Source organism: Streptomyces sp. NPDC107471, from assembly GCF_055582845.1.
The window spans coordinates 446,123-470,900 of sequence record NZ_JBVJPC010000001.1 but is presented as its reverse complement, the minus strand read 5'-3'; the positions used below and the strand labels follow the sequence as shown (position 1 = coordinate 470,900).

Genomic DNA, 24,778 nt, shown 5'->3' with positions numbered 1-24,778 from the left:
CTCATTCAGTCGTCGGTGGGCGGTACCACCGCCTCCTCGGCGTCGGTCCGCTCCAGCGTCGGGGCGCCCTCGGGGTCGAGGAGCGCGCACACGACGGTCAGGAGCTGGTCGACGTCCACCGGCTTGGGTACGTAGTCGTTGGCGCCGCGCGCGATCGACTTCTCCCGGTCTCCCGGCATCGCCTTCGCGGTGAGCGCGACGATGGGCAGGCCGGTCCAGCGCGGGGTGCGGCGGATGGCGGCGATGGTCTCGTAGCCGTCCATCTCCGGCATCATGATGTCCATCAGGACGAGTTCGACGTCCGGGTTGCGCTCCAGGGTCTCGATGCCCTCGCGGCCGTTCTCCGCGTACAGGACCGGCATGCCGACCCGGCCCAGCACATGGGTGAGGGCGAAGACGTTGCGGATGTCGTCGTCGACGATCAGGACCCGCCTGCCGGACAGCACCTGGCCCGCCCGGCCCGACTTCCACGCCTCCAGCCTGGTGGGCGCCGGCCACGAGTCCTCGGCGTCGTGGGCGGTCGGGTAGGGCTCGGTGGACAGGTCCTCCGGGGTGGGCAGGGGGTGGTCCTCGGCGGTCGGGCCGGTCGCGGTGTGGCCGGGGCTGACGACGGGGACGTAGAGCGTGAAGGTGGAGCCTTTGCCGGGCTCGCTCTCGGCGACGATCCGGCCGCCCAGCAGGCCCGCGATCTCCCGGCTGATGGACAGGCCGAGCCCGGTGCCGCCGTACTTGCGGTTGGTCGTGCCGTCGGCCTGCTGGAACGCCTCGAAGATCACCGGGAGTTTCTCCCGCGCGATGCCGATGCCGGTGTCGGAGACGGCGAAGGCGACCACGTCGTCGCTGTCCCGGACGTACCTGTGCTCGGGGTCCTTCACGCGGTTCACCCGCAGCTCGACCCGGCCCGTGGCGGTGAACTTGATCGCGTTGGAGAGCAGGTTGCGCAGGATCTGCTGGAGGCGCTGCTCGTCCGAGTACATCTCCCGCGGTACGTCCTCGCCGACCGCCACCTCGAAGGCGAGTCCCCGGTCCAGGGTGAGCGGACGGAAGGTGGCGTGGACGTAGTCGAGCAGCTTGATGAGCGGCAGCTTCTTGGGGCGTACGTCCATCCGGCCGGCCTCGATCTTCGACAGGTCCAGGATGTCGTTGATCAGTTGCAGCAGGTCGGACCCGGAGCGGTGGATCGTCGTCGCGAACTGCACCTCCTGGTCGGAGAGATGGCCGTCCGGGTTGTCGGAGAGGAGCCTCGCCAGGATCAGCAGGGAGTTCAGCGGGGTGCGCAGCTCGTGGGACATGTTCGCCAGGAACTCCGACTTGTACTGGGAGCTGGTGGCCAGCAGGGCCGCCTTCTCCTCCAGTTCGGCGTTGGAGCGCTGCAACTCCGCCTGCTGCATCTGGAGTTCGTCCGAACGCTCCTGGAGCTGCATCGCCAGGCGCTGGGACTCGCCGAGCAGGGACTCGGTGCGGGAGTTGGCGATGATGGTGTTGATGGCGACGCCGATGGTGTTCACGAACTGGTCGAAGAACGCCAGGTGGACGTCGGAGAAGCGGGAGAAGGAGGCGAGCTCGATGACCCCGAGGAGCTTGTCCTCGAAGAGGATCGGGATGATCACGACACTGGCGGGGGCGGCCTCGCCCAGACCGCTGTTGATCTTGATGTAGTCCGGCGGGGCCTCCTCCACCAGGATCCGCTTCTTCTCCCGGGCCGCCTGCCGGACCAGACCGTGCACCGGCATGCCGCCGGTGTCGACGGTGGCGCCCTGCGCCGAGCCGTAGCCGGCGATGAACGCCAGTCCCTTCGCCGGGACGGTCGTGTGCAGCGAGGCGCCGTCCTCGTCCGGGTCGGCCAGGAAGAACGCCCCGTACTGCGCGTTCACCAGCGGGGTCAGCTCGCGCAGGATCAGGTCGGCGACCTCCATCAGGTCCCGGTGGCCCTGCATCAGGGCGGCCAGGCGGGCGAGGTTCGACTCCAGCCAGTCCTTGGCCCGGGTCGTCTCGCGGAGGTTGGCCACCATCAGGTTGATGTTGTCCTTGAGCTCGGCGACCTCGCCTTGCGTCTCCACGGTGATCGAGCGGGACATGTCGCCCTGGGCCACCGCGGAGGCCACCTCGGCGATCGCGCGGACCTGGGTGGTCAGGTTCGACGCCAGTTCGTTCACGTTGGTCGTCAGGCGCTTCCAGGTGCCGTACACGCCTTCCACCCGCGCCTGGCCGCCGAGTTGGCCCTCGCTGCCCACCTCGCGGGCGACCCGGGTGACCTCGGAGGAGAAGGAGGAGAGGGTGTCGACCATGGTGTTGATGGCAGTCTTCAGCTCCAGGATCTCGCCGCGCGCGTCGACGTCGATCTTCTTGGAGAGATCGCCGTTGGCCACGGCGGTCGTCACCTGGGCGATGTTGCGGACCTGTGAAGTCAGGTTGTCGGCCATGTAGTTGACGTTGTCGGTCAGGTCCCGCCAGACGCCGGAGACCCCCAGCACCTGGGCCCGGCCACCGAGCCGGCCGTCGGTGCCGACCTCGCGGGCCACCCGGGTGACCTCGTCGGCGAAGGCGCGTAGCTGCTCCACCATCGTGTTGACGGTGTCCTTCAGTTCGAGGATCTCGCCGCGGGCGTCGACCGTGATCTTCTTCGACAGGTCGCCGTTGGCGACAGCGGTCGTCACCTGCGCGATGTTGCGGACCTGGGAGGTCAGGTTCAGGGCCATGAAGTTGACGTTGTCGGTGAGGTCCTTCCAGACGCCGGAGACGCCCCGCACCTGCGCCTGCCCGCCGAGGTTTCCTTCGGTGCCGACCTCGCGGGCGACGCGGGTGACCTCGTCGGCGAAGGCGGAGAGCTGGTCGACCATGGTGTTGATGGTGGACTTCAGCTCCAGGATCTCGCCCTTCGCCTCCACCGTGATCTTCTTCCCGAGGTCGCCCTGGGCCACCGCGGTGGAGACCAGGGCGATGTTGCGGACCTGCGAAGTGAGGTTGTCCGCCATGAAGTTGACGTTGTCGGTGAGGTCCTTCCAGACGCCGGACACGCCCCGCACCTGGGCCCGGCCGCCGAGGTTTCCCTCGGTGCCGACCTCGCGGGCCACGCGGGTGACCTCGTCGGCGAAGGCGGAGAGCTGGTCGACCATGGTGTTGATGGTCGACTTCAGCTCCAGGATCTCGCCCTGCGCGTCCACGGTGATCTTCTGCGACAGGTCGCCGTTGGCCACGGCCGTCGTCACCTGGGCGATGTTGCGCACCTGGGACGTCAGGTTCGACGCCATGAAGTTGACGTTGTCGGTGAGGTCCTTCCAGACGCCCGACACCCCGCGCACCTGGGCCCGGCCGCCCAACTGCCCCTCGGTGCCGACCTCGCGGGCCACGCGGGTGACCTCGTCGGCGAAGGCGGAGAGCTGGTCGACCATCGTGTTCACGGTCAGCTTCAGTTCGAGGAGCTCGCCGGTCGCCTCGACCGTGACCGTGCGGGTCAGGTCGCCGCGGGCCACCGCCGTCGTCACCAGCGCGATGTCCCGGACCTGGGCGGTGAGCCGGGAGGCCATGGTGTTGACCGCCTCGGTCACGTCACGCCAACTGCCCGAAAGACCGGTCACCTTGGCCCGCCCGCCGAGCCGGCCCTCGGTGCCCACCTCGCGGGCCACCCGGGTGACCTCGCCGGTGAACAGGGAGAGCTGGTCGACCATCTTGTTCACGGCCCGGCCCAGCCGCCGCAGATCACCGCGCAGTTGGCGGTTGCCGTCGTGCAGGTCGACCCGCTGGGTCAGATCGCCGCCGGCCACCGCGTCCAGGACCCGGGTCGCGTTGGCGGCCGGGGCCACCAGGGCGTCGAGGAGCTGGTTCACGTCGTCGACCCGGGAGGTCCACGTGCCCTGGCCCGGGCTGGGGGAGAGCCGCTCGTCGAGCCGCCCGTGCCGCACCAGCTCCCGCTTCACCCGGTTGACCTCGCCGGTGAAGTGGACGTTGCGGTCCACCAGTTGGTTGAAGATCGCCGAGAGTTCGGCCACGATGCCGTCCCCGGACTCCGGCATCCGGCGGAAGTCGCCGTCCCGAGCAGCGGTCATCGCGGCGAGCAGGGGACGCAGATCCGATGCTCGAATCCGGTCGGCGTTCTGTCCTTCTTCGAGCACAGGCGTACCACTGTTCTCACTCATGGCGGCCCACTTCGGTAACTCGGCGCTTATGGGCGTGGCCAGTCTGTCACTCTGTCCGCATCGACTGAGGTGTATTCGTCCGAACTGCTCGGGGAGACGGACATGGGGGCCATTCCTGCGCAACGGGAGTCCGCTGCCCGTGCGTCCGATCCGCCCGCGTGCGCTTGTGGTGCGCTCCCGCACGCACCGGCGCACACCCACGTCACCCTCCCCGGCGGTCCGCTCGCCCCGGGCTCTGCCCGGGCCCTGGTGCGGGAAGCCGTCGCCGAGTGGGCCGAACTCGCCGTGCCCGGCAGCGAGTTCCTCACCGACCGGCAGGCCGACGACGCCGTGGTCGTGGTCAGCGAGCTGGTCACCAACGCCGTCGTGCACGCGGGCACCGACATCGAGCTGGACTGCCGCCTGGAGGCGCACACCGGCGCCCTCGTCGTCGAGGTCCTCGACCACCACCCCTCACGCGCCCCCCGCGACGGGGACTCCGAACCCGCGTTCGGCACACCGGAGTACGGACGCGGGCTGCGCCTGGTCGCCGCCCTCGCCGAGACCTGGGGCGTCACCTACCGCACCGGCGCCAAGACGGTGTGGGCGCAGCTCCCGGCCGGCGGCAAGGACACCCTCGACGGGATCCAGGCGTACGCGGGGGAGAAGGCACGCGAGCGGGGGCTGCGGGTCGCCGGGATACTCGCCCCCGAGCCGCCCCCGTCCCAGACACCCGCCCCGGCCCCTCCCCAGGGCGAGCCGGACCGGGACTGGCTCAACCGCGGTGCCCTGTCCTTCCTCGCCGAGGCCTCCGACCTGCTCGCCGGGCAGCTCGACGAGAACCTGGTCGCCGCGCTCGCCGGACAGCTCATCGTGCCGCGCCTGGCCGACTGGTGCGCGGTGTGGCTGGAGGACGAGGTCGCCGGCCGCTGGGGATCCCCTCGTCCGGGTGAGAGCGGGAGCCGGCCGGGCCGGGGCGAGGCCGGTGCCTCCGGACCCCGGCTGGCCCGGGTGTGGCACTGCTCCGAGAACCGGATCGAGGACCTGCGGCAGGCGCTGGAGAAGGAGCCGCCGGACCCGCCGGGGCGGGAGCACCCCGGGCCCGTGCCGTTCCCCTGGCCCGGCGAGGCGCTGGGCCCGCACGGCACGCACGGCTCCGCGCTCGCCTACCGCCTCACCGCCGGCGGCCGCCCGCTGGGCACCCTGGTCATCGGCCGGGCCGGGCTGATCTCCTTCCCCGACGAGATCACCGGGCTCGTCGAGGACCTCAGCCGCCGGGTCGCCCTCGCCGTCGGCGCGGCCCGCCAGTACGCCCGCCAGGCCACCATCAGCGCGGTGCTCCAGCGCGGGCTGCTGCCCGGCGCGGTCGCCGAGATCCCCGGGGTGCGCAGCGCCCTGGTGTACGAGCCGTGCGACAAGGGCGGACCCAGCGGCGACTTCTACGACCTGTTCCCGGCCGGTGACGGCCGCTGGTGCTTCGCCGTCGGCGACGTCCAGGGCAAGGGGCCCGAGGCCGCCGTGGTCATCGGGCTGGCGCGGCCCTGGCTGCGGCTGCTGGCCCGTGAGGGCTACCGCGTCGCCGACGTCCTGGACCGCCTCAACCAACTGCTCCTCGACGACGCGACGGAGGCCGCGGACGCCGCCGCGCGCGCCCTGGCGGCCGCGGGCGGACGCCCCACGCACCCCGGCGACGGCCCGCAGACCCGCTTCCTGTCCCTCCTGTACGGCGAGCTGGCGCCCTTCGACGGCGGAGTGCGCTGCACCCTCGCCTCCGCCGGACATCCGCTGCCGCTGCTGCTCGGGGCGGGCGGCGAGGTCCGTACGGCCGCGCGGCCGCAGACCCTGCTCGGGGTCGTCGAGGACGAGACGTACACCAGCGAGACCTTCGAGCTGCGGCCCGGCGACAGCCTGCTGTGCGTCACCGACGGGGTGACCGAGCGGCGCAGCGGGCCCCGGCAGTTCGACGACGAGGACGGGCTCGCCGAGGCGCTCGCCGGGTGCGCGGGACTGGACGCCGAGCTGATCGCGGAGCGGATCAAACGACTGGTGCACGAGTTCGGGGCGCGGCCGCCGGAGGACGACCTGGCGCTGCTGGTGCTGCAGGCGGAGTAGGTGTCCGCGGGGTGCTGGACAATGGAGGACATGCCTTCCGCACTCCCCGACGGCGAACCCGTCCCCGACGACGGCTCGCTCCCCGCGTCCGCGCTCGCCGGGTCCGCCGACCGCCCGCTCGGCTTCTACCTGCACGTCCCGTACTGCGCGACCCGCTGCGGCTACTGCGACTTCAACACCTACACGGCGACCGAGCTGCGCGGTTCGGGCGGGGTGCTGGCCTCCCGCGACAACTACGCGGACACGCTGGTCGACGAGATCCGCCTGGCCCGCAAGGTGCTCGGCGACGACCCGCGCCCGGTGCGCACGGTGTTCGTCGGGGGCGGTACCCCGACCCTGCTGGCCGCCGGTGACCTCGTCCGGATGCTCGCGGCGATCCGTGACGAGTTCGGACTGGCGCAGGACGCGGAGGTCACCACCGAGGCGAACCCGGAGTCCGTCGACCCGGCGTACCTGTCCGCCCTGCGGGAGGGCGGCTTCAACCGGGTGTCCTTCGGGATGCAGAGCGCGCGGCAGCACGTGCTGAAGGTGCTGGACCGCACGCACACCCCGGGGCGGCCGGAGGCGTGCGTGGCGGAGGCCCGGGCGGCCGGGTTCGCGCACGTCAACCTGGACCTGATCTACGGCACGCCCGGGGAGTCCGACGACGACTGGCGGGCGTCCCTGGAGGCAGCGATCGGGGCCGGCCCGGACCATGTGTCGGCGTACGCGCTGATCGTCGAGGAGGGCACGCAGCTCGCCCGTCGCATCCGCCGGGGCGAGGTCCCGATGACCGACGACGACGTGCACGCGGACCGGTATCTGATCGCGGACTCGGTGTTCGCGGAGGCCGGGTTCGACTGGTACGAGGTCTCCAACTGGGCCACCTCGGAGGCCGGCCGGTGTCTGCACAACGAGCTGTACTGGCGGGGCGCCGACTGGTGGGGAGCGGGTCCGGGAGCGCACTCGCACGTGGGCGGGGTGCGGTGGTGGAACGTGAAGCATCCCGGGGCGTACGCGGCGGCGCTGGCCGCGGGGAGGTCCCCGGGCGCCGGGCGTGAGCTGCTCTCGGACGAGGACCGGCGGGTGGAGCGGATCCTGCTGGAGCTGCGGCTGCGGGAGGGGGTGCCGTTGTCGCTGCTGCGGGCGGAGGGGCTGAGCGCTTCTCGCCGGGCGCTGGGGGAGGGGCTGCTGGAGGCCCGGCCCTATGAGGAGGGGCGGGCCGTGTTGACGCTTCGGGGGCGGTTGCTGGCGGACGCGGTGGTGCGGGACCTGGTGGACTGAGCGCCCACTTGGGGTGGGGGCCGTGTTGTCCGGCGGCTGCGGGTGCCTCTTGGCTGGTCGCGCAGTTCCCCGCGCCCCTGGGTGGGTTGCGGTGGCCGTCGCTTGCATACCCTGCCAGTCGCCCTCAGGGGCCCGGCGCCCGTCCGCTAAGGCGCCGTGACGAAGTCGATCAGTTCCTCCACCCGGCCGAGCAGTTCCGGCTCCAGGTCCCTGTACGACCCCACCCGCTTCAGGATCGCCTGCCACACCGCGCCGGTGTTCTCCGACGGCCAGCCCAGGGCCTTGCACACGCCGGTCTTCCAGTCCTGGCCGTGCGGCACCCGGGGCCACGCCTCGATGCCCAGGGAGGACGGCTTCACCGCCTCCCAGATGTCGATGTACGGGTGGCCGACGACCAGCGCGTGCTCGCTCGTCATCTCCTGAGCGATGCGCCACTCCTTCGTGCCGGGCAGCAGGTGGTCGACCAGGACGCCGAGCCGGGCGTCCGGTCCCGGCGCGAACTCGGTCACGATCGACGGCAGGTCGTCCACGCCCTCCAGGTACTCGACGACGACGCCCTCGATGCGCAGGTCGTCGCCCCAGACCTTCTCCACCAGTTCCGCGTCGTGCCGCCCCTCGACGTAGATGCGGCCGGCGCGGGCCACGCGTGCGCGTGCGCCGGGGACGGCCACCGAGCCGGACGCGGTACGGGAGGGCCGTACGGGAGACGCGGCCGCAGGCCGGACCAGGGTCACCACCCGGCCCTCCAGGAGGAAACCGCGGGGCTCCAGCGGGAACGCCCGGTGCTTGCCGAAGCGGTCCTCCAGGGTCACCGTGCCCGCCTCGCAGCGGATCACCGCGCCGCAGAAGCCGGTCCCGGGCTCCTCGACCACCAGGCCGGGCTCGGCGGGCACCTCCGGCACCGGCTTGGGCTTCTTCCACGGAGGGGTCAGGTCGGCGGAGTACTGGCGCATTCGGATGACGATAGGAGAACCACGCGGGGGATCACCACGACACGCCGAAACGCTCCGCCAGCGCGTCCCGCTGCGCCCGTACGAAGGCTGCGTCCACCACCGCTCCGTGACCGGGCACGTACAGCGCGTCCTCGCCGCCCAGCTCCAGCAGCCGGTCGAGCGCGGCCGGCCAGTGCTGCGGTATGGCGTCGGGGCCCGCCTGCGGTTCGCCGGACTCCTCGACCAGGTCGCCGCAGAAGACGACCTCCGGGGCGCCGGGCACGAGGACGGCGAGGTCGTGGGCCGTGTGGCCCGGGCCGACGTTCGCCAGCAGGACCTGGCGGCCGCCGCCGAGGTCGAGCGTCCACTCGCCCGAGACGTGGTGCCGGGGGGAGACGAGGGCGTCCACCGCCTCGTCGGCCACCGCCGCGTCCAGTCCGTTGCGCACCGCGTCCGCCCGCAGCTCCGCGCGGCCCAGCCGCCCCGCCAGCACCGTCTCCGCGCCCACCGCGCCGAACACCTCCACCCCCGGGAACGCCGCCGCACCGAAGACATGGTCGAAGTGGGGGTGGGTGAGCGCGAGATGGGTCACACGGTGGCCGGCCAGTTCCTCGGCCTGCGCGCGCAGCCGGGCGCCCTCCGCGAGGCCGGAGCCCGCGTCGACCAAGAGGGCCGTGCCCTCGCCGATCACCAGGCCCGCCGTGCAGTCCCAGGTGGGCAGCCGGCACCGCCCCACCCCGGTCGCGACCCGCTCCCACCCGAGCTCTTCCCAAGTCACCGTCATACCGCGACGCTAGCCGTACGACCGTCGTGCGAGGACCAGCCTTGCCCTGGGAGCACCCCACCGCCGTACACTGGCCCGGGAGCGTTGGCACTCGGACGGACAGAGTGCCAGGCGAGGTGCCAAGGGAACGACCTCTGGAGGTGTGCGCGATGCTGAGTGAACGCAGGCTTCAGGTGTTGCGCGCGATCGTCCAGGACTACGTCGGCACCGAGGAGCCCGTCGGGTCGAAGGCCCTGACCGAGCGGCACAACCTCGGCGTCTCCCCGGCGACCGTCCGCAACGACATGGCGGTCCTGGAGGACGAGGGCTTCATCGCCCAGCCGCACACCAGCGCCGGGCGCATCCCGACCGACAAGGGCTACCGGCTGTTCGTCGACAAGCTGGCGGGCGTCAAGCCGATGACCGCGCCCGAGCGGCGCGCGATCCAGAACTTCCTCGACGGCGCCGTGGACCTCGACGACGTCGTGGCGCGGACCGTGCGGCTGCTCGCGCAGCTCACCCGGCAGGTCGCCGTCGTGCAGTACCCCTCCCTCACCCGCTCGACCGTGCGGCACGTGGAGCTGCTCTCGCTGGCCCCCGCGCGCGTGATGCTCGTGCTGATCACCGACACCGGCCGGGTCGAGCAGCGCATGGTCGACTGCCCGGCCCCCTTCGGGGAGGCCTCGCTGGCCGATCTGCGGGCGCGGCTCAACAGCCGGGTCGCCGGGCGGCGGTTCGCCGATGTGCCGCGGCTCGTCGAGGACCTGCCCGAAGGCTTCGACGTCGAGGACCGGGGTACGGTCACGACAGTGCTCTCCACTCTCCTGGAGACGCTCGTCGAGGAGAACGAGGAGCGGCTCATGATCGGCGGCACCGCCAATCTCACCCGCTTCGGACATGACTTTCCCCTCACCATCCGGCCCGTCCTGGAGGCCCTGGAGGAACAGGTCGTCCTCCTCAAGCTCCTTGGTGAGGCCGGGGATTCGGGCATGACCGTCCGTATCGGTCATGAGAACGCCTACGAGGGACTCAACTCCACTTCCGTGGTCTCGGTCGGCTACGGTTCGGGCGGCGAGGCAGTCGCCAAGCTCGGCGTGGTCGGACCGACCCGCATGGATTACCCGGGAACGATGGGAGCGGTACGCGCAGTGGCACGGTACGTCGGACAGATCCTGGCGGAGTCGTAAGTGGCCACGGACTACTACGCCGTTCTCGGCGTGCGCCGCGACGCGTCGCAGGATGAGATCAAGAAGGCGTTCCGTCGGCTCGCGCGCGAGCTGCACCCGGACGTCAACCCGGATCCGAAGACCCAGGAGCGGTTCAAGGAGATCAACGCCGCTTACGAGGTGCTGTCGGACCCGCAGAAGAAGCAGGTCTACGACCTCGGCGGCGACCCGCTCTCGCAGGCCGGCGGCGGTGGCGCGGGCGGCTTCGGGGCCGGCGGGTTCGGGAACTTCTCGGACATCATGGACGCGTTCTTCGGTACGGCCTCGCAGCGGGGGCCGCGCTCGCGGACCCGGCGCGGCCAGGACGCGATGATCCGCCTGGAGATCGAGCTCGACGAGGCGGCCTTCGGCACCACGAAGGACATCCAGGTCGACACGGCGATCGTCTGCTCCACCTGCAACGGCGAGGGCGCGGCGCCCGGGACCTCCGCCCAGACGTGCGACATGTGCCGCGGACGCGGTGAGGTGTCGCAGGTGACGCGGTCCTTCCTGGGCCAGGTCATGACGTCCCGCCCGTGCCCGCAGTGCCAGGGCTTCGGCACCGTCGTCCCGACCCCGTGCCCGGAGTGCGCCGGCGACGGCCGGGTCCGCTCGCGCCGCACGCTGACCGTGAAGATCCCGGCCGGTGTGGACAACGGCACGCGGATCCAGCTCGCGGGCGAGGGCGAGGTCGGTCCCGGTGGCGGTCCCGCCGGTGACCTCTACGTCGAGATCCACGAACTCCCGCACCCGATGTTCCAGCGGCGCGGCGACGACCTGCACTGCACGGTGACGATCCCGATGACGGCGGCGTCCCTCGGCACCAAGGTCCCGCTGGAGACCCTCGACGGCATGGAGGAGGTCGACATCCGCCCGGGCACCCAGTCCGGCCAGTCGATCCCGCTGCACGCCCGGGGTGTCACGCACCTGCGCGGCGGCGGCCGGGGCGACCTCATCGTCCACGTCGAGGTCCAGACCCCGACCAAGCTGGACCCGGAACAGGAACGCCTCCTGCGCGAGCTGGCGAAACTGCGGGGCGAGGAGCGTCCCACGGGACAGTTCCAGCCTGGGCAGCAGGGGTTGTTCTCCCGGCTTAAGGACGCTTTCAACGGGCGTACCTGAGCGTCGGGACCGGCGTACCTGAGCCGTCCCGAGGTCGGATTCGGACTTGTCCGGAGGACGTGACAACATGCCGTCATGTCCTCCGCACTGACCGATCTCTTCCCTCATCCGATCGTGCAGGCCCCCATGGCGGGCGGCGTCTCCGTGCCGCGGCTCGCCGCCGCCGTGTCCGAGGCGGGAGGGCTCGGCTTCCTCGCCGCCGGGTACAAGACGGCCGACGGGATGTACCAGGAGATCAAGCAGGTGCGCGGGCTGACCCAGCGGCCCTTCGGCGTCAACCTCTTCCTGCCCCAGCCCGAGTACCCCGGTGCAAGCACCGGCTCCACCGGAGCGGCTAACGCCGCGCCCCTCAACGCCGCGGCGGTGGAGGTCTACGCCCACCAGCTCGCCGGTGAGGCCACCTGGTACGACACCGAGCTGGGCGACCCCGACAGCGGCCGTGACGACGGGTACGACGCCAAGCTCGCCGTACTCCTCGACAACCCCGTGCCGGTGGTCTCCTTCCACTTCGGCGTCCCGAGCAGCGACGCCCTGGAGGCACTGCGCCGGGCCGGCACCTTCACCCTCGTCACCGCGACCACCCCCGAAGAGGCCCTCGCCGTGCAGTACGCGGGCGCCGACGGGGTCATCGCGCAGGGCGTCGAGGCCGGCGGACACCAGGGCACCCACCGCGACCTGCCCGAGCAGGACAACTCCGGTCTGGGACTGCTCTCCCTGGTCGCCCAGATCCGCGAGACGGTGACCGTTCCGGTCGTCGCCGCCGGCGGCATCATGCGCGGCAGCCAGATCGCCGCCGTCCTCGCCGCCGGCGCGAGCGCGGCCCAGCTCGGCACCGCCTTCCTCGCCGCGCACGAGTCCGGCGCCCACGAGGTGCACAAGCAGGCGCTGACCAACCCCCTCTACGTCCGTACCGAGCTGACCCGCGCCTTCTCCGGCAGACCGGCCCGTGGCCTGGTCAACCGATTCCTGCGCGAGCACGGCCCGTACGCCCCCGCCGCCTACCCCGAGGTGCACCACCTGACCGCCCCGCTCCGCAAGGCCGCCGCCAAGGCCGGTGACGCCCAGGGCATGGCGCTGTGGGCGGGCCAGGGTCACCGGCTGGCACGCGAAGCGCCCGCCGGGCAGCTCGTGGAGATACTCGCGGCCGAACTCGACGCCGCCAGGACAGCGTTGTCGGGCAAGGGGGACCTGCGATGACCGCACCGGTGTTCGTGGTCGAGCACTTCGACGCCGGTGACGGCGGACGGTACGTCCTCGACGGCCCCGAAGGCCGCCACGCCGTCTCCGTGAAGCGGCTCCAGCAAGGCGAGGACGTCATCCTCACCGACGGCGCCGGACGCTGGGCCGACTGCGAGGTGCTCGCCGCCGAGGGCAAGGACCGACTGGTCGTCCGGCTCGGCTCGGTGAGCGAGGAACCGCTCGCGCAGCCCCGCATCACCGTCGTCCAGGCGCTCCCCAAGGGCGACCGGGGTGAACTCGCCGTCGAGACCATGACGGAGGTCGGCGTCGACGCCGTCGTGCCCTGGCAGGCGGCCCGCTGCATCACCCAGTGGAAGGGCGACCGGGGTCTGAAGGCGCTCGGCAAGTGGCGGGCCACCGCCCGCGAGGCCGGCAAGCAGTCCCGCCGGGTCCGCTTCCCGGAGGTCGCGGACGCGGCGAGCACCAAGCAGGTTGCCGCACTTCTCGCCAAAGCCGACTTCGCCGCCGTCCTCCACTCCGACTTCGAACGCGGCAGCGCGCCGCTGGCCACCGCCCAACTCCCCGACCGGGGCGAGATCGTGCTGGTCGTCGGCCCCGAAGGAGGCGTCGCCAAGGACGAGTTGGCGCTCTTCGAGGAGGCGGGCGCGCGCCCCTACGTCCTCGGACCGACCGTGCTGCGGACCTCGACCGCCGGGACCGCGGCCACCGCCCTGCTCCTCGGCCGCACCGGCCGCTGGTCCTGACCCCTGGGAGACCGTCCGTGGAACTCGCCCAAGTGCGCCTGCTGGTCACCGACTTCGCCGCCTGCTACCGCTTCTACGCCGAGGTCCTCGGCCTCAAGCCCCAGTCGGGGGCGGCGCAGGGACCGTACGAGAAGTTCAGCCCCGCCACCGGGTCGGCGGGCATCGCGCTCCAGGACCGCTCGATGATGGCGGAGGTCCTCGGCGAACTGGGCGACACGGCCACCGGTCACCGCTCCCTGGTGGTCCTGCGCGTCGACGCCCTGGACACCTACTGCGAGCAGATCACCGCCCGCGGCGCCACCCTGCTGCGGGGCCCCGCCCCCATGACGGACCGCATGCGCACAGCCCACCTCAAGGACCCGGAGGGCAACCTGGTGGAACTCCAGGAGTGGCTGCTGCTGCGCGGTTGACGGTACTTCTCGACGCGGGTTTCGCAGCAGCCCGGCCGGCGTCCGGCGGCGGTCGCGTCGACGCCGGGTCACTCGCAACCGGCGCGCTCGATGACCGTATGCGCCCTACCGCCGGACGGCACGCGGTGGCAGGCTGCCCTTCATGGTGGCGTTGAGGCGGGAAGGGCGTCGGCCGCGCGGGGTGCGAGTGGCGGGTGCGGTCGGGGGTGTCGTGCTGGCCGTGGGCGGGGTCGCCGCCTGTGACCCGGCCGGGGCGGTCAGCTCCGCGACCGTCTCCTACACCACCGACCAGTTGGCCACCAAGGAGCTGAACCGGCAGAAGGCCGACGTGAGTTGGCTGACCTGCACGGCCTCCTACGACGACAGCGGCCGGACACCGAGCGCCAGTGTCAACACGGTCGCCACCGTCGACTGCGACGGAAAGACGCGGGACGGCAAGGACATCACCGTCAAGGGCAAGGTGACCCGGACCGTCAGCGGCGCGTGTGTGCGCGGGGACCTCACCGCCACCGTGGGCGGCAGGCAGTGGTTCCACGTCGAGGGCCTCGGCGACTGCACCGCCACGCCCACGCCCCCGGTCAACAACCCCGGGCGGAACGGCCCGACCGTCACCGTGACCGTCACCAGGACGATCTGGTGCCAGAACGACCCGCAGTGCTGGCCCGACGGCAAGTGATCGAAACGTCTGTGCAGGGGGACCGGCCGTGCATAGGGTGATCGGGTGACACAGCCTGCGACGTCTGCATATCTCCGGTTTCCGCATCTGCAGGGCGAGTTGGTGGCCTTCACCGCCGAGGACGACGTGTGGCTCGCGCCGCTCGACGGCGGGCGCGCCTGGCGGGTCAGCGCGGACAACGTGCCGGTCACCCACCCCCGGATCTCACCCGACGGCACCACCGTCGCCTGGACCTCCGCCCGCGACGGCGCCCCCGAGGTGCACATCGCCCCGGTCGACGGCGGACCGTCCAGAAGGCTGACCCACTGGGGCAGCGCCCGCACCCAGGTGCGCGGCTGGACCCCGGACGGTGAGGTCCTCGCGATCACCACCCACGGCCAGGCGAGCCTGCGCCGCAGTTGGGCCCGCACCGTCCCGCTCGACGGCGGACCCGGCACCACCCTGCCGTACGGCCCCGTCGGCGATGTCGCCCACGGCCCGGCGACCGTGCTCCTGTCCGCGCCCATGGGCCGGGAGGCCGCCTGGTGGAAGCGGTACCGCGGCGGCACCGCGGGCAAGCTGTGGATCGACCGCGACGGCGACGGCGAGTTCGTACGACTGCATGAGGAGCTGGACGGAAACCTGGAATACCCCGTGTGGGCGGAGGACCGGATCGCCTTCCTCTCCGACCACGAGGGCACCGGGGCCGTGTACTCCTCCCTCGCCGACGGCTCCGACCTGCGCCGGCACACCCCTCTCGACGGCTACTACGCCCGCCACGCCTCCGGCGACGGCACCCGCGTCGTCTACACGTCAGCCGGTGAGCTGTGGATCCTCGACGACCTCGACGGCGCCGAACCGCGCCGCCTGGAGGTGCGGCTGGGCGGACAGCGCGCCGACCGGCAGCCGTTCCCGGTGGACGCCTCCCGCTGGTTCGGCTCGGCCGCCCCCGACCACACCGGGCGCGGCAGCGCGGTCGCCGTGCGCGGAGCCGTCCACTGGGTCACCCACCGCTCGGGCCCGGCCCGCGCGCTCGCCGCCGAGCCCGGCGTCCGCGCCCGGCTGCCGCGCACCTTCCGCGCGGAGGGCGAGGAGTGGGTGGTGTGGGTGACGGACGCGGAGGGCGACGACGCCCTGGAGTTCGCGCCCGCCACCGGCCTCGCCCCCGGTGCCACCCCGCGCCGCCTCGCCGCCGGACAGCTCGGCCGGGTCCTGGGTCTCGCGATGGCCCCCGACGGCAGCAGGGCCGCGGTCGCCGCGCACGACGGCCGGGTCCTGCTCGTGGAGCGGGAGACCGGCGAGGTCCGCGAGGTGGACCGCAGCGAGGACGGCGACGTACGGGGACTGACCTTCTCGCCGGACTCGGCCTGGCTCGCCTGGTCGCACCCCGGCCCCGAGCCGCTCTGCCAGCTCCGCCTCGCCAACACCACCGACCTGTCGGTCACCGAGGCGACCCCGCTGCGCTTCCAGGACTACGCCCCCGCCTTCACCCTCGACGGCAAGCACCTGGCGTTCCTGTCCAACCGGTCCTTCGACCCGGTCTACGACGAGCACGTCTTCGACCTGGCGTTCGTGGTCGGCGACCGCCCGCACCTGATCACCCTGGCGGCCACCACCCCGTCCCCTTTCGGCCCGCAGCGGCACGGCCGCCCGTTCGAGGCCCCGGACAAGGACGAGGTACCCGACAGCGAGGGCACCCCGACCACCCGTGTCGACCTCGACGGCCTCGCCGACCGGATCGTGCCCTTCCCGGTGGAGGCCGGCCGCTACTCCAACCTGCGCGCGGCCAAGGACGGCGTGCTGTGGCTGCGCCACCCCGTCCAGGGCGTCCTCGGCTCCTCCCGGGCCACCCCGGACGACCCCGACCCCAAGACCGACCTCCAGCGCTACGACCTCGCCCAGCAGCGCCTCGAACACCTCGCCGCCGACGCCGACCACTTCGCCGTCAGCGGTGACGGCAAGCGGGTCCTGCTGTGGACCGACGGCCGTCTGAAGGTCGTACCGAGCGACCGCCGTGCCTCGGGCGACGACGACAGCGACACGAACATCTCCGTCGACCTCGGCCGCATCCGGCAGACCGTCGACCCGTCGGCCGAGTGGCGGCAGATGTACGAGGAGACCGGCCGCATCATGCGGGACCACTTCTGGCGGCCCGACATGAGCGGCGTCGACTGGCCGGGCGTCCTCGACCGCTACCGCCCGGTCCTGGACCGGCTGGCCACCCACGACGACCTCGTCGACCTCCTCTGGGAGGTGCACGGCGAACTCGGCACCTCGCACGCCTACGTCACCCCGCGCGGCGGTCACGGCCACGGGCCCCGCCAGGGGCTGCTCGGCGCGGACATCTCCCGCCACGAGGACGGCAGTTGGCGTATCGACCGCATCCTGCCGACCGAGACCTCCGACCCCGCCGCCCGCTCCCCGCTCGCCGCACCGGGCGTGGCGGTCCGCGCCGGCGACGCGATCGTGGCGGTCGGCGGCCGGCCGGTCGACCCGGTCACCGGTCCCGGCCCGCTCCTCGTCGGCACCGCGGGCAAACCGGTCGAGCTCACCGTCTCCCCGTCCGGCGGCGGCGACCTGCGCCACGCGGTGGTCGTGCCCGTCTCCGACGAGGAGCCCCTGCGCTACCACGCCTGGGTCGCCGACCGCCGCGCCTACGTCCACGAGAAGTCCGGCGGCCGGCTCGGATACCTGCACGTCCCCGACATGCAGGCCCCCGGCTGGGCCCAGATCCACCGCGACCTGCGCGTCGAGGTGGCCCGCGAGGGCCTGGTGGTCGACGTGCGCGAGAACCGCGGCGGCCACACCTCCCAGCTCGTCGTGGAGAAGCTGGCCCGCCGGATCGTCGGCTGGGCGCTGCCGCGCGGTATGCGCGCCTACAGCTACCCGAGGGACGCGCCGCGCGGTCCCGTCGTCGCCGTGGCCAACGAGTTCTCCGGCTCGGACGGTGACATCGTCAACGCGGCGATCAAGGCGCTGGGCATCGGCCCGGTCGTCGGCACCCGCACCTGGGGCGGGGTCATCGGCATCGACAGCCGCTACCGGCTGGTCGACGGCACGCTGATCACCCAGCCGAAGTACGCCTTCTGGCTGGAGGGCTACGAGTGGGGCGTGGAGAACCACGGCGTCGACCCGGACGTGGAGGTGCTGCAACGGCCCCAGGACCACGCGGCCGGCCGGGACGCCCAGTTGGACGAGGCGGTGCGGATCGCCCTGGAGACCCTGGAGAGCAGCCCGGCGAAAACACCGCCGGGGCTGCCCACCTAGGGGCGCGGGGAACTGCGCGACCAGCCACGACCGACCCGCACCGCCGACGATACGATGCCCCCGAAACCCAACGCGAAGGGACGACCATGCCAGGGGAACCCCAGGACGACTGCCTGTTCTGCAAGATCGTGGCGGGCCGGATCCCGGCGACGATCGTCCGGGAGACGGAGACGACCCTCGCCTTCCGGGACATCAACCCCCAGGCCCCCACGCACGTCCTCGTGATCCCCAAGGCGCACCACGAGAACGCCGCCGCCCTCGCCGCCGCCGCACCGCACCTGGCCGCGGACGTCCTCCAGGCCACCCAGGCCGTCGCGGAGCAGGAGAAGCTGGAGAGCTACCGCACCGTCTTCAACACGGGCTCCGGCGCCGGACAGACGGTCTGGCACGCCCACGCCCATGTGATCGGCGGCCGCGGCCTCCAGTGGCCCCCCGGGTAACCGCCCGTGTCCGTACGTGAACTGGTCGTCCTCGGCACCGCGAGCCAGGTCCCCACCAGGCACCGCAACCACAACGGCTACCTGCTGCGCTGGGACGGCGAGGGCATCCTCTTCGACCCCGGCGAGGGCACCCAGCGCCAGATGCTGCGCGCCGGGGTCGCCGCCCACGACCTCCACCGGATCTGTGTCACCCACTTCCACGGCGACCACTCCCTCGGCCTCGCGGGCGTGATCCAGCGCATCAACCTCGACCGGGTCCCGCACGAGGTGAGCGCCCACTACCCGAAGTCGGGGCAGCGCTTCTTCGACCGGCTGCGGTACGCGACGGCGTACCGGGAGACGGTGCAGCTCACCGAGGCGCCGGTCGCGGCGGACGGGGTGCTCGCGCGGACCGGCGGCTACACCCTGGAGGCCCGCAAGCTGTCGCACCCCGTCGAGTCCTACGGCTACCGCCTCACCGAACCCGACGGCCGCCGCATGCTCCCGGACCGCCTCGCCGCCCACGGCATCAAGGGCCCCGACGTCGGACTGCTCCAGAGACAGGGCTCGGTGAACGGCGTCTCCCTGGACGACGTGAGCGAGGTCCGCCGGGGCCAGCGGTTCGCGTTCGTCATGGACACCCGCCTCTGCGACGGCGTCCACGCCCTCGCGGACGGCTGCGACCTGCTCGTCATCGAGTCCACCTTCCTCGACGAGGACGAACAGCTCGCCGTGGAGCACGGCCACCTGACCGCCGGTCAGGCCGCGGCCGTGGCCCGCGACGCCGGCGTACGGCATCTCGTGCTCACGCACTTCAGCCAGCGCTACTCCGAACCTGGGGGCACCTCCCGGACGGAGTCTGGGGGAGAGTTCGAACGGCAGGCACGGGCGGCCGGGTACGAGGGCGAGCTGACCGTGGCCCACGACCTGCTGCGGGTACCGGTTCCGAAACGGCGGTAAACCGGTCGTACGATGCTTTGATGTCCCTCCCCAAAGCTGAACTGCACCTGCACATCGAAGGCACCCTGGAGCCGGAGCTGGCCTTCGAGCTGGCCGCGCGCAACGGCGTCGAGCTGCCGTACGCCGCCACGGACGAGCTCCGCAAGGCGTACGAGTTCGAGGACCTCCAGTCCTTCCTGAACCTGTACTACGAGCTCATGGCCGTCCTGCGCACCGAGCGGGACTTCGAGGACCTGGCCAACGCCTACCTCGCCCGGGCCGCCGCGCAGGGGGTGCGGCACGCGGAGATCTTCTTCGACCCGCAGGCGCACCTCGCGCGGGGCGTGGGGATGGGGACCGTCGTCGAGGGGCTGTGGCGGGCGCTGGGGCGCAGCGAGTCCGTGCACGGCGTCTCCACGCACCTGATCATGTGCTTCCTGCGGGACGAGTCCGCCGAGTCGGCGCTGGAGACGCTGGAGGCCGCGAAGCCGTACCTCGACCGGATCGTCGGGGTCGGGCTCGACTCCGCCGAGGTGGGGCATCCGCCGGTGAAGTTCCGCGAGGTGTACGAGGCCGCCGCCGCCATGGGGCTGCGGCGGGTGGCGCACGCCGGTGAGGAGGGGCCGCCGGAGTACATCACCGAGGCGCTGGATGTGCTCGGGGTGGAGCGGATCGACCACGGGTTGCGGTGCGTGGAGTCGCCGGAGCTGGTGGCACGTCTGGTGCGGGACCGGGTTCCGCTGACTCTGTGTCCCCTGTCCAACGTGCGGCTCCGGACGGTCGACGTGCTGGGCGACCACCCCCTGAGCGCGATGATGGACGCCGGGTTGATGTGCACGGTGAACTCCGACGACCCGGCTTACTTCGGGGGGTATGCGGGGGACAACTTCGCGGCCGTCCAGCAGGCTCTCGGGCTGGGTGAGGAGCGGTTGCGGGAGCTTGCCCGCAACTCATTCCTTGCCTCCTTCCTGGAGCATGACGAGGAGCTGCGAGCTCGGTATCTCGCGGAAGTCGACGCTTACGAGTTCTGAGGTGCGTGGTCGGGTGCGGGCCGGTGGGGGCTGGTCGCGCAGTTCCCCGCGCCCCTGAACGCCCTCACGCGGCCGTCGCTTTGTCGTATGCCTGGGTCTCCACCTGGATCTCCACCACCGGGAGGGTGCGCCTGCCCGCGCCCAGTGCGACCGCTGTCATCGGTACGGCGATCAGCAGCAGGCCCGCTGCCAGGACCGTGCCCATGGCCGGGAAGCCCGCCTGGGAGGCGAGGAGGCTGCCGGTCAGGGGGCCCGCCGCCGTGCCCAGGGACGACGCCGAGCCGACCAGGACCGCCCAGCGGCCGCGGGGGTCGAGGGAGGCGGCCAGGCCGATGACGTACGACAGGACGATCGGGTAGAGCGTGTTCCAGGCGATCTCGCCGGCCGCGAAGGACCTCAGGTCGGTCGCCGAGGCGCTGAGGGCGATGCAGGCGGCGATGAGGACCGTGCCGCCGCCGATGGGGAGCGCGCGGCCCAGCCGGGGGCCGAGGGCGCCCGCGCCGACCACGCCCAGCAGGCCCGCGCCGAGCGCGATCGCGAAGACCGCGCCGACCGTCGCCTCCGACAGGTGGGCCTGGCCGAGGCCGATGCGGCCGCTGACGCCCCAGAGGGCGTTCTGGGCGAGGGACCAGCAGGGGAGGGTCGCGGCCAGCAGCAGCCCGGCACGCAGGTGGGGGAGCGGGGCACGGGGCTCCCGGTCCCGGGCGGGGGCGGTGCGCAGCGGGAGACGGCTCGTCAGGGGCCATACGGCCAGTGCGGTCAGGGCGATCGCGGCGAGCGGCTGGCCGTGGCCGGGGCCCAGGTGGGGGACGGTCAGGTAGACCGCGCCGGCGAGTGCGGAGACGCCGAGCAGGCCGACCGTGGTGACACGGTGCGGGTCGGGCTGGGCGGCGATGCCGGTGGCGGCCACCGCCGTCGACGTACCGGATCCGAAGCCGCCGATCAGGGCGCCCGCGACGACGGCCGGGACGGGGTGGGCGAGGGCGGCGCCGCCGTAGCCGAGGACGGCGAGGGTGAGGCCGAGGCGGGCCAGGACGCGGGGGCCGACGCGGTCGACGCGGGAGGCGAGCAGGAAGCCCGCCGCCGCCGAACTCAGCAGCAGCGCGCTGCCGACGGCACCGGCCTCGGTGGCGGTGAGCGCGAGCCCCGAGTCGAGGCGGCCGACGGTGGTCGGCAGGAGGTAGGGGGCGAGGTACCCGGCCGTGAAAAGGGCGACCAGGGGCCAGGGCAGGGTGGTGCGAGGGGCGGACACGGGCGTTCCCAGGGCATGCGAAAGAAGCGGCTCGAAAAGGGGGTTGGGCGCAAGCCGTCGACGGACAGGAACGCGCGAGGAATTTGTATCAAGCACGCGGTTGCGGAAGAAGAGCGGGCTGCGTGATGTGGCTCACGTTCTGTTTGGGGTGAGGCAACCCGGGTAGAAGCGTGGCCCACTAACGCCAACTGGGGGCGCCGCCCGCCCCCGGTGCCGTCGCCTCGATCTTGCCCCTGATCTCCCGCATGACCGCGACGATCTGCTGTTCGTGGTCCGGCGTCAGCCGGGCGACCGGGACCGAGCAACTGACGGCGTCCTGCGCGGGGGAGTCGTAGCGCAGGGCGAAGCCGAAGCCGACGATCCCGAGGACGCCCTCCTCGCGGTCGACCGAGTAGCCGCGGGCGCGGACCTCGGCGAGGTCGGCCAGCAGGGAGTCGCGCGTGGTGTGGGAGTTGGGGGTGAGGGCCTCGTACGGACCCTCGGGGAGCCGGTCGTCGGGCCACTCGGCCAGCAGCGCCTTGCCCAGCGCGCCGACGTGCGCGGGCAGTCGGCGGCCCACCCGGCTGATGGTCCGCAGGTACTCGTGCGACTCGCGCGTCGCCAGGTAGGCCACGTCCCGGCCGTCGAGCCGCCCCATGTGGATGGTCTCGCCCAGCGCCTGGGAGGCCTCGTCGAGATACGGCCGGACGACCCGCACGCGCGGGTCGGAGTCCAGATAGCTGGTGCCGGTGAGCAGGGCGTGGATGCCGATGCCGTAGAGCGAGCCCGTGATGTCGGTGCGGACCCAGCCGCGCGAGATCAGGGTCTGGAGCAGCGCGTACATCGAACTGCGGGGCACGTCCAGTGCGTCCGCGAGCTCCTGGAGGCGGGCCGGGCGGTCGCCGCGCTCGGCCAGCAGTTCGAGGAGCTCGACCGTGCGGGCCGCCGACTTGACCTCGCGGACACCGCCGGGCTCCGGGCGCCCGGCCCCTGTCTCTGACATGCGCCGATCGTAAACGGCCCGGCGAACCCGGGTCCGCCCCATTGACGGACGGGGTGCGCCTACCTAATCTCCATCTGCATACGTGGATAACGTCTACATAGGGAGATGACGAGGGTGAGCCCCGACCCGGACACGGCCCGACGACTGCGGGACGGCATGGCACGCGGCGTGCTGTCCTTCCCGCTCACGAGCTTCCACGACGACGGCACCCTCGACCCGGACGGCTCCCGCGCGCACCTGGCCGCACAGCTCGCACGGGAGCCGGGCGCGCTCTTCCCGGCCTGCGGGACCGGCGAGTTCTTCTCCCTGGACGAGGACGAGTACCGGCAGGTCGTCACCCTCGCGGTCGAGGAGGCCGGCGGCCGCGTGCCCGTCGTCGCCGGGACCGGTTACGGCTGGGCGCAGGCCGTGCGCTTCGCCCGGATCGCCGAGGAGGCGGGGGCCGACGCGCTGCTGGTCCTGCCGCACTACCTGGTCGCCGCCCCGCAGGACGGCCTGGTCGCCCAGATCGAGCAGATCGCCGCCCGCACCCGGCTGCCGCTCATCGCCTACCAGCGCGGTCAGGTCGCGCTCGGCGTCGACGCGTTCCGGCGGATCGCCGGGATCCCCGGCGTCATCGGGCTCAAGGACGGGCACAGCGACCTCGACCGGCTCCAGCGCCTGACCCTCGCCGCCCCCGAGGGCTTCCTGTTCTTCAACGGCGCCTCCACCGCCGAGATCCAGGCCCGCGCCTACGCCACCGTCGGCGTCCCGGCCTACTCCTCGGCCGTCCACGCCTTCGCCCCCGAGATCGCCGACGCCTTCTTCGACGCCCTGCGCGCCGGCGACGAGGGCGACGGCACGGTCGAGAAACTGCTGCGCGACTTCTACGTCCCGTTCGTCGAGCTCCGCGACCGGGTGCCCGGGTACGCCGTGTCCCTGGTGAAGGCGGCGGCACGGCTGCGGGGGCACCCCGTCGGGCCCGTGCGGGCGCCGCTCACCGATCCGTCCGACGCCGACCTCGCGGACCTCCGCCTGCTGCTGACCACCGGTCTCGACCTCGTAGGAGCCACGCTGTGAACCTCACGATCACCGATGTGCGGTTGACGCCGATCCTGGTCGCCGACCCGCCGCTGCTGAACACCCAGGGCGTGCACCAGCCGTACACGCCCCGGCTGATCGTCGAGGTCGAGACCGCCGACGGGGTCGTCGGGGTCGGGGAGACCTACGGGGACACCAAGTACCTGGAACTGGCCCGGCCGTTCGCCGCACAACTGGTCGGGCGGCAGGTCTCGGACCTCAACGGGCTGTTCACCGTCGCCGATCAGGTCGCGGTCGACTCCTCCCGGGTCTCCGGACAGGTCGACGTCGGCGGGCTGCGGGGCGTGCAGACCGCCGACAAGCTGCGGCTTTCCGTCGTCTCCGGGTTCGAGGTGGCCTGCCTCGACGCGCTGGGCAGGGCGCTCGGGCTGCCGGTGCACGCGCTGCTCGGGGGCAAGGTGCGGGACGCGGTCGAGTACAGCGCGTACCTGTTCTACAAGTGGGCCGACCACCCCGAGGGCGTCGACAGCGAGAAGGACGACTGGGGTGCGGCCCTCGACCCCGCCGGGGTGGTCGCGCAGGCCCGGCTGTTCACGGAGCGGTACGGCTTCACGTCCTTCAAGCTCAAGGGCGGGGTCTTCCCGCCGGACGAGGAGATCGCGGCGGTCCGGGCCCTCGCCGAGGCGTTCCCCGGACACCCGCTGCGGCTCGACCCCAACGGGGCCTGGAGCGTGGCCACTTCGCTGGAGGTGGCCCGGCGGCTCGGGGACGTTCTGGAGTACCTGGAGGATCCCGCGCTGGGGACCGCGGCCATGGCGGAGGTGTCCGCCGGGACCGATGTCCCGCTGGCCACCAACATGTGCGTGACGACCTTCGCGGAGATCAGGGAGGCGTTCGCCCGGGACGCCGTGCAGGTGGTGCTCTCGGACCACCACTACTGGGGCGGCCTGCGCAACACCCAGCAACTCGCCGCGACCTGCCGGACCTTCGGGGTGGGCGTGTCCATGCACTCCAACACCCACCTCGGGATCTCACTGGCCGCGATGACACAGGTGGCGGCCACCGTGCCGAACCTCCACCACGCCTGCGACTCGCACTACCCGTGGCAGTCGGAGGACGTGCTCACCGAGCGGCTCGTCTTCGAGGGCGGGGCCGTGCGGGTCTCGGACGCACCCGGGCTCGGGGTCGAACTCGACCGGGACAGGCTGGCGTTCCTGCATCGGCGGTGGCTGGAAGACGACGGCGCGCTGCGGGAACGGGACGACGCCGCGGCCATGCGGGTCGCCGAGCCGGACTGGGTCACACCGGCCGTGCCCCGCTGGTAGGCGGTGTTCCCGCGGGCGGCGGT

At 72.5% G+C, this 24,778-nt stretch carries 19 protein-coding genes; 14 read left to right on the top strand and 5 right to left on the bottom strand.

Annotated elements, in window-relative coordinates:
* Positions 1-5 precede the first annotated feature (5 nt).
* On the bottom strand, positions 6-4,136 hold the full coding sequence (locus ACZ66S_RS02095) for a HAMP domain-containing protein (RefSeq protein ID WP_469899004.1): 4,131 nt from the start codon (positions 4,134-4,136) through the stop codon (positions 6-8).
* A gap of 102 nt (positions 4,137-4,238) precedes the next feature.
* On the opposite strand from ACZ66S_RS02095, the gene ACZ66S_RS02090 reads away from it, so the two are divergent.
* Positions 4,239-6,227, top strand: a complete 1,989-nt coding sequence (locus ACZ66S_RS02090; protein WP_469899003.1) for a SpoIIE family protein phosphatase — start codon at positions 4,239-4,241, stop codon at positions 6,225-6,227.
* Between the two features lie 30 nt (positions 6,228-6,257).
* Positions 6,258-7,490, top strand: a complete 1,233-nt coding sequence (gene hemW, locus ACZ66S_RS02085; RefSeq protein ID WP_469899002.1) for a radical SAM family heme chaperone HemW — start codon at positions 6,258-6,260, stop codon at positions 7,488-7,490.
* Positions 7,491-7,636: 146 nt separating this feature from the next.
* On the opposite strand, the gene ACZ66S_RS02080 is transcribed toward hemW, so the two are convergent.
* Both ACZ66S_RS02080 and ACZ66S_RS02075 read right to left on the bottom strand, forming a co-directional pair.
* Positions 7,637-8,443 carry a DUF3097 domain-containing protein gene (locus tag ACZ66S_RS02080; protein ID WP_469899001.1) on the bottom strand — a complete coding sequence of 269 codons (807 nt, stop codon included), beginning with the start codon at positions 8,441-8,443 and terminating at the stop codon, positions 7,637-7,639.
* Between the two features lie 31 nt (positions 8,444-8,474).
* Positions 8,475-9,206: an MBL fold metallo-hydrolase gene (locus ACZ66S_RS02075; protein WP_469899000.1), complete on the bottom strand. Its 732-nt coding sequence runs from the start codon at positions 9,204-9,206 to the stop codon at positions 8,475-8,477.
* Positions 9,207-9,355: 149 nt separating this feature from the next.
* On the opposite strand from ACZ66S_RS02075, the gene hrcA reads away from it, so the two are divergent.
* The 10 genes from hrcA to ACZ66S_RS02025 all read left to right on the top strand — a co-directional run bounded on the left by hrcA (position 9,356) and on the right by ACZ66S_RS02025 (position 20,176).
* On the top strand, positions 9,356-10,372 hold the full coding sequence (hrcA, locus tag ACZ66S_RS02070; RefSeq protein WP_037716999.1) for a heat-inducible transcriptional repressor HrcA: 1,017 nt from the start codon (positions 9,356-9,358) through the stop codon (positions 10,370-10,372).
* Positions 10,373-11,512: a molecular chaperone DnaJ gene (gene dnaJ / locus ACZ66S_RS02065; RefSeq protein WP_469898999.1), complete on the top strand. Its 1,140-nt coding sequence runs from the start codon at positions 10,373-10,375 to the stop codon at positions 11,510-11,512. It abuts the gene before it with no gap.
* A 75-nt stretch (positions 11,513-11,587) separates the two neighbouring features.
* On the top strand, positions 11,588-12,709 hold the full coding sequence (locus ACZ66S_RS02060) for a nitronate monooxygenase (RefSeq protein WP_469898998.1): 1,122 nt from the start codon (positions 11,588-11,590) through the stop codon (positions 12,707-12,709).
* The gene (locus ACZ66S_RS02055) at positions 12,706-13,455 is read left to right on the top strand and encodes a 16S rRNA (uracil(1498)-N(3))-methyltransferase (RefSeq protein WP_469898997.1); all 750 of its coding nucleotides are present in this window, start codon (positions 12,706-12,708) and stop codon (positions 13,453-13,455) included. Before ACZ66S_RS02060 ends, ACZ66S_RS02055 begins: the two co-directional genes overlap by 4 nt.
* A gap of 17 nt (positions 13,456-13,472) precedes the next feature.
* Positions 13,473-13,865, top strand: coding sequence for a VOC family protein (locus ACZ66S_RS02050; protein ID WP_469898996.1), 393 nt, complete (start codon positions 13,473-13,475; stop codon positions 13,863-13,865).
* Between the two features lie 142 nt (positions 13,866-14,007).
* Positions 14,008-14,541: a hypothetical protein gene (locus ACZ66S_RS02045; RefSeq protein WP_469898995.1), complete on the top strand. Its 534-nt coding sequence runs from the start codon at positions 14,008-14,010 to the stop codon at positions 14,539-14,541.
* A gap of 45 nt (positions 14,542-14,586) precedes the next feature.
* Positions 14,587-17,787 (top strand): S41 family peptidase, encoded by a 3,201-nt coding sequence (locus tag ACZ66S_RS02040; protein WP_469898994.1) that lies wholly within the window; start codon positions 14,587-14,589, stop codon positions 17,785-17,787.
* Between the two features lie 86 nt (positions 17,788-17,873).
* Complete coding sequence (locus tag ACZ66S_RS02035) at positions 17,874-18,227, top strand: HIT domain-containing protein (RefSeq protein ID WP_469898993.1); 354 nt, start codon at positions 17,874-17,876, stop codon at positions 18,225-18,227.
* 6 nt (positions 18,228-18,233) lie between these two features.
* Positions 18,234-19,166, top strand: a complete 933-nt coding sequence (locus tag ACZ66S_RS02030) for a ribonuclease Z (protein WP_469898992.1) — start codon at positions 18,234-18,236, stop codon at positions 19,164-19,166.
* Positions 19,167-19,186: 20 nt separating this feature from the next.
* A complete protein-coding gene (locus ACZ66S_RS02025) occupies positions 19,187-20,176 on the top strand; it encodes an adenosine deaminase (protein ID WP_469898991.1) in 990 nt (329 codons plus the stop codon).
* A gap of 64 nt (positions 20,177-20,240) precedes the next feature.
* Here the strand turns inward: ACZ66S_RS02025 and ACZ66S_RS02020 are convergent, their stop codons facing one another.
* Positions 20,241-21,428 carry an MFS transporter gene (locus ACZ66S_RS02020; protein ID WP_469898990.1) on the bottom strand — a complete coding sequence of 396 codons (1,188 nt, stop codon included), beginning with the start codon at positions 21,426-21,428 and terminating at the stop codon, positions 20,241-20,243.
* Between the two features lie 178 nt (positions 21,429-21,606).
* A complete protein-coding gene (locus ACZ66S_RS02015; RefSeq protein ID WP_469898989.1) occupies positions 21,607-22,410 on the bottom strand; it encodes an IclR family transcriptional regulator in 804 nt (267 codons plus the stop codon).
* A 105-nt stretch (positions 22,411-22,515) separates the two neighbouring features.
* On the opposite strand from ACZ66S_RS02015, the gene ACZ66S_RS02010 reads away from it, so the two are divergent.
* Both ACZ66S_RS02010 and ACZ66S_RS02005 read left to right on the top strand, forming a co-directional pair.
* Entirely contained in the window at positions 22,516-23,469 is a 954-nt protein-coding gene (locus tag ACZ66S_RS02010; protein ID WP_469898987.1) for a 5-dehydro-4-deoxyglucarate dehydratase, read from the top strand.
* Complete coding sequence (locus ACZ66S_RS02005) at positions 23,466-24,755, top strand: glucarate dehydratase family protein (RefSeq protein WP_469898986.1); 1,290 nt, start codon at positions 23,466-23,468, stop codon at positions 24,753-24,755. The genes ACZ66S_RS02010 and ACZ66S_RS02005 overlap by 4 nt, the downstream gene beginning before the upstream one ends.
* Positions 24,756-24,778: the final 23 nt, after the last annotated feature.

Excerpts from the sequence above, each read along its gene's own strand:
- hrcA (WP_037716999.1), top strand. The coding sequence starts at position 9,356 with ATGCTGAGTGAACGCAGGCTTCAGGTGTTGCGCGCGATCGTCCAGGAC.
- ACZ66S_RS02015 (WP_469898989.1), bottom strand. The coding sequence starts at position 22,410 with ATGTCAGAGACAGGGGCCGGGCGCCCGGAGCCCGGCGGTGTCCGCGAG.
- ACZ66S_RS02010 (WP_469898987.1), top strand. The coding sequence starts at position 22,516 with ATGACGAGGGTGAGCCCCGACCCGGACACGGCCCGACGACTGCGGGAC.
- ACZ66S_RS02055 (WP_469898997.1), top strand. The coding sequence starts at position 12,706 with ATGACCGCACCGGTGTTCGTGGTCGAGCACTTCGACGCCGGTGACGGC.
- ACZ66S_RS02095 (WP_469899004.1), bottom strand. The coding sequence starts at position 4,136 with ATGAGTGAGAACAGTGGTACGCCTGTGCTCGAAGAAGGACAGAACGCC.
- ACZ66S_RS02080 (WP_469899001.1), bottom strand. The coding sequence starts at position 8,443 with ATGCGCCAGTACTCCGCCGACCTGACCCCTCCGTGGAAGAAGCCCAAG.
- ACZ66S_RS02075 (WP_469899000.1), bottom strand. The coding sequence starts at position 9,206 with ATGACGGTGACTTGGGAAGAGCTCGGGTGGGAGCGGGTCGCGACCGGG.
- ACZ66S_RS02025 (WP_469898991.1), top strand. The coding sequence starts at position 19,187 with ATGTCCCTCCCCAAAGCTGAACTGCACCTGCACATCGAAGGCACCCTG.
- ACZ66S_RS02035 (WP_469898993.1), top strand. The coding sequence starts at position 17,874 with ATGCCAGGGGAACCCCAGGACGACTGCCTGTTCTGCAAGATCGTGGCG.
- ACZ66S_RS02090 (WP_469899003.1), top strand. The coding sequence starts at position 4,239 with ATGGGGGCCATTCCTGCGCAACGGGAGTCCGCTGCCCGTGCGTCCGAT.
- ACZ66S_RS02045 (WP_469898995.1), top strand. The coding sequence starts at position 14,008 with ATGGTGGCGTTGAGGCGGGAAGGGCGTCGGCCGCGCGGGGTGCGAGTG.
- hemW (WP_469899002.1), top strand. The coding sequence starts at position 6,258 with ATGCCTTCCGCACTCCCCGACGGCGAACCCGTCCCCGACGACGGCTCG.
- ACZ66S_RS02060 (WP_469898998.1), top strand. The coding sequence starts at position 11,588 with ATGTCCTCCGCACTGACCGATCTCTTCCCTCATCCGATCGTGCAGGCC.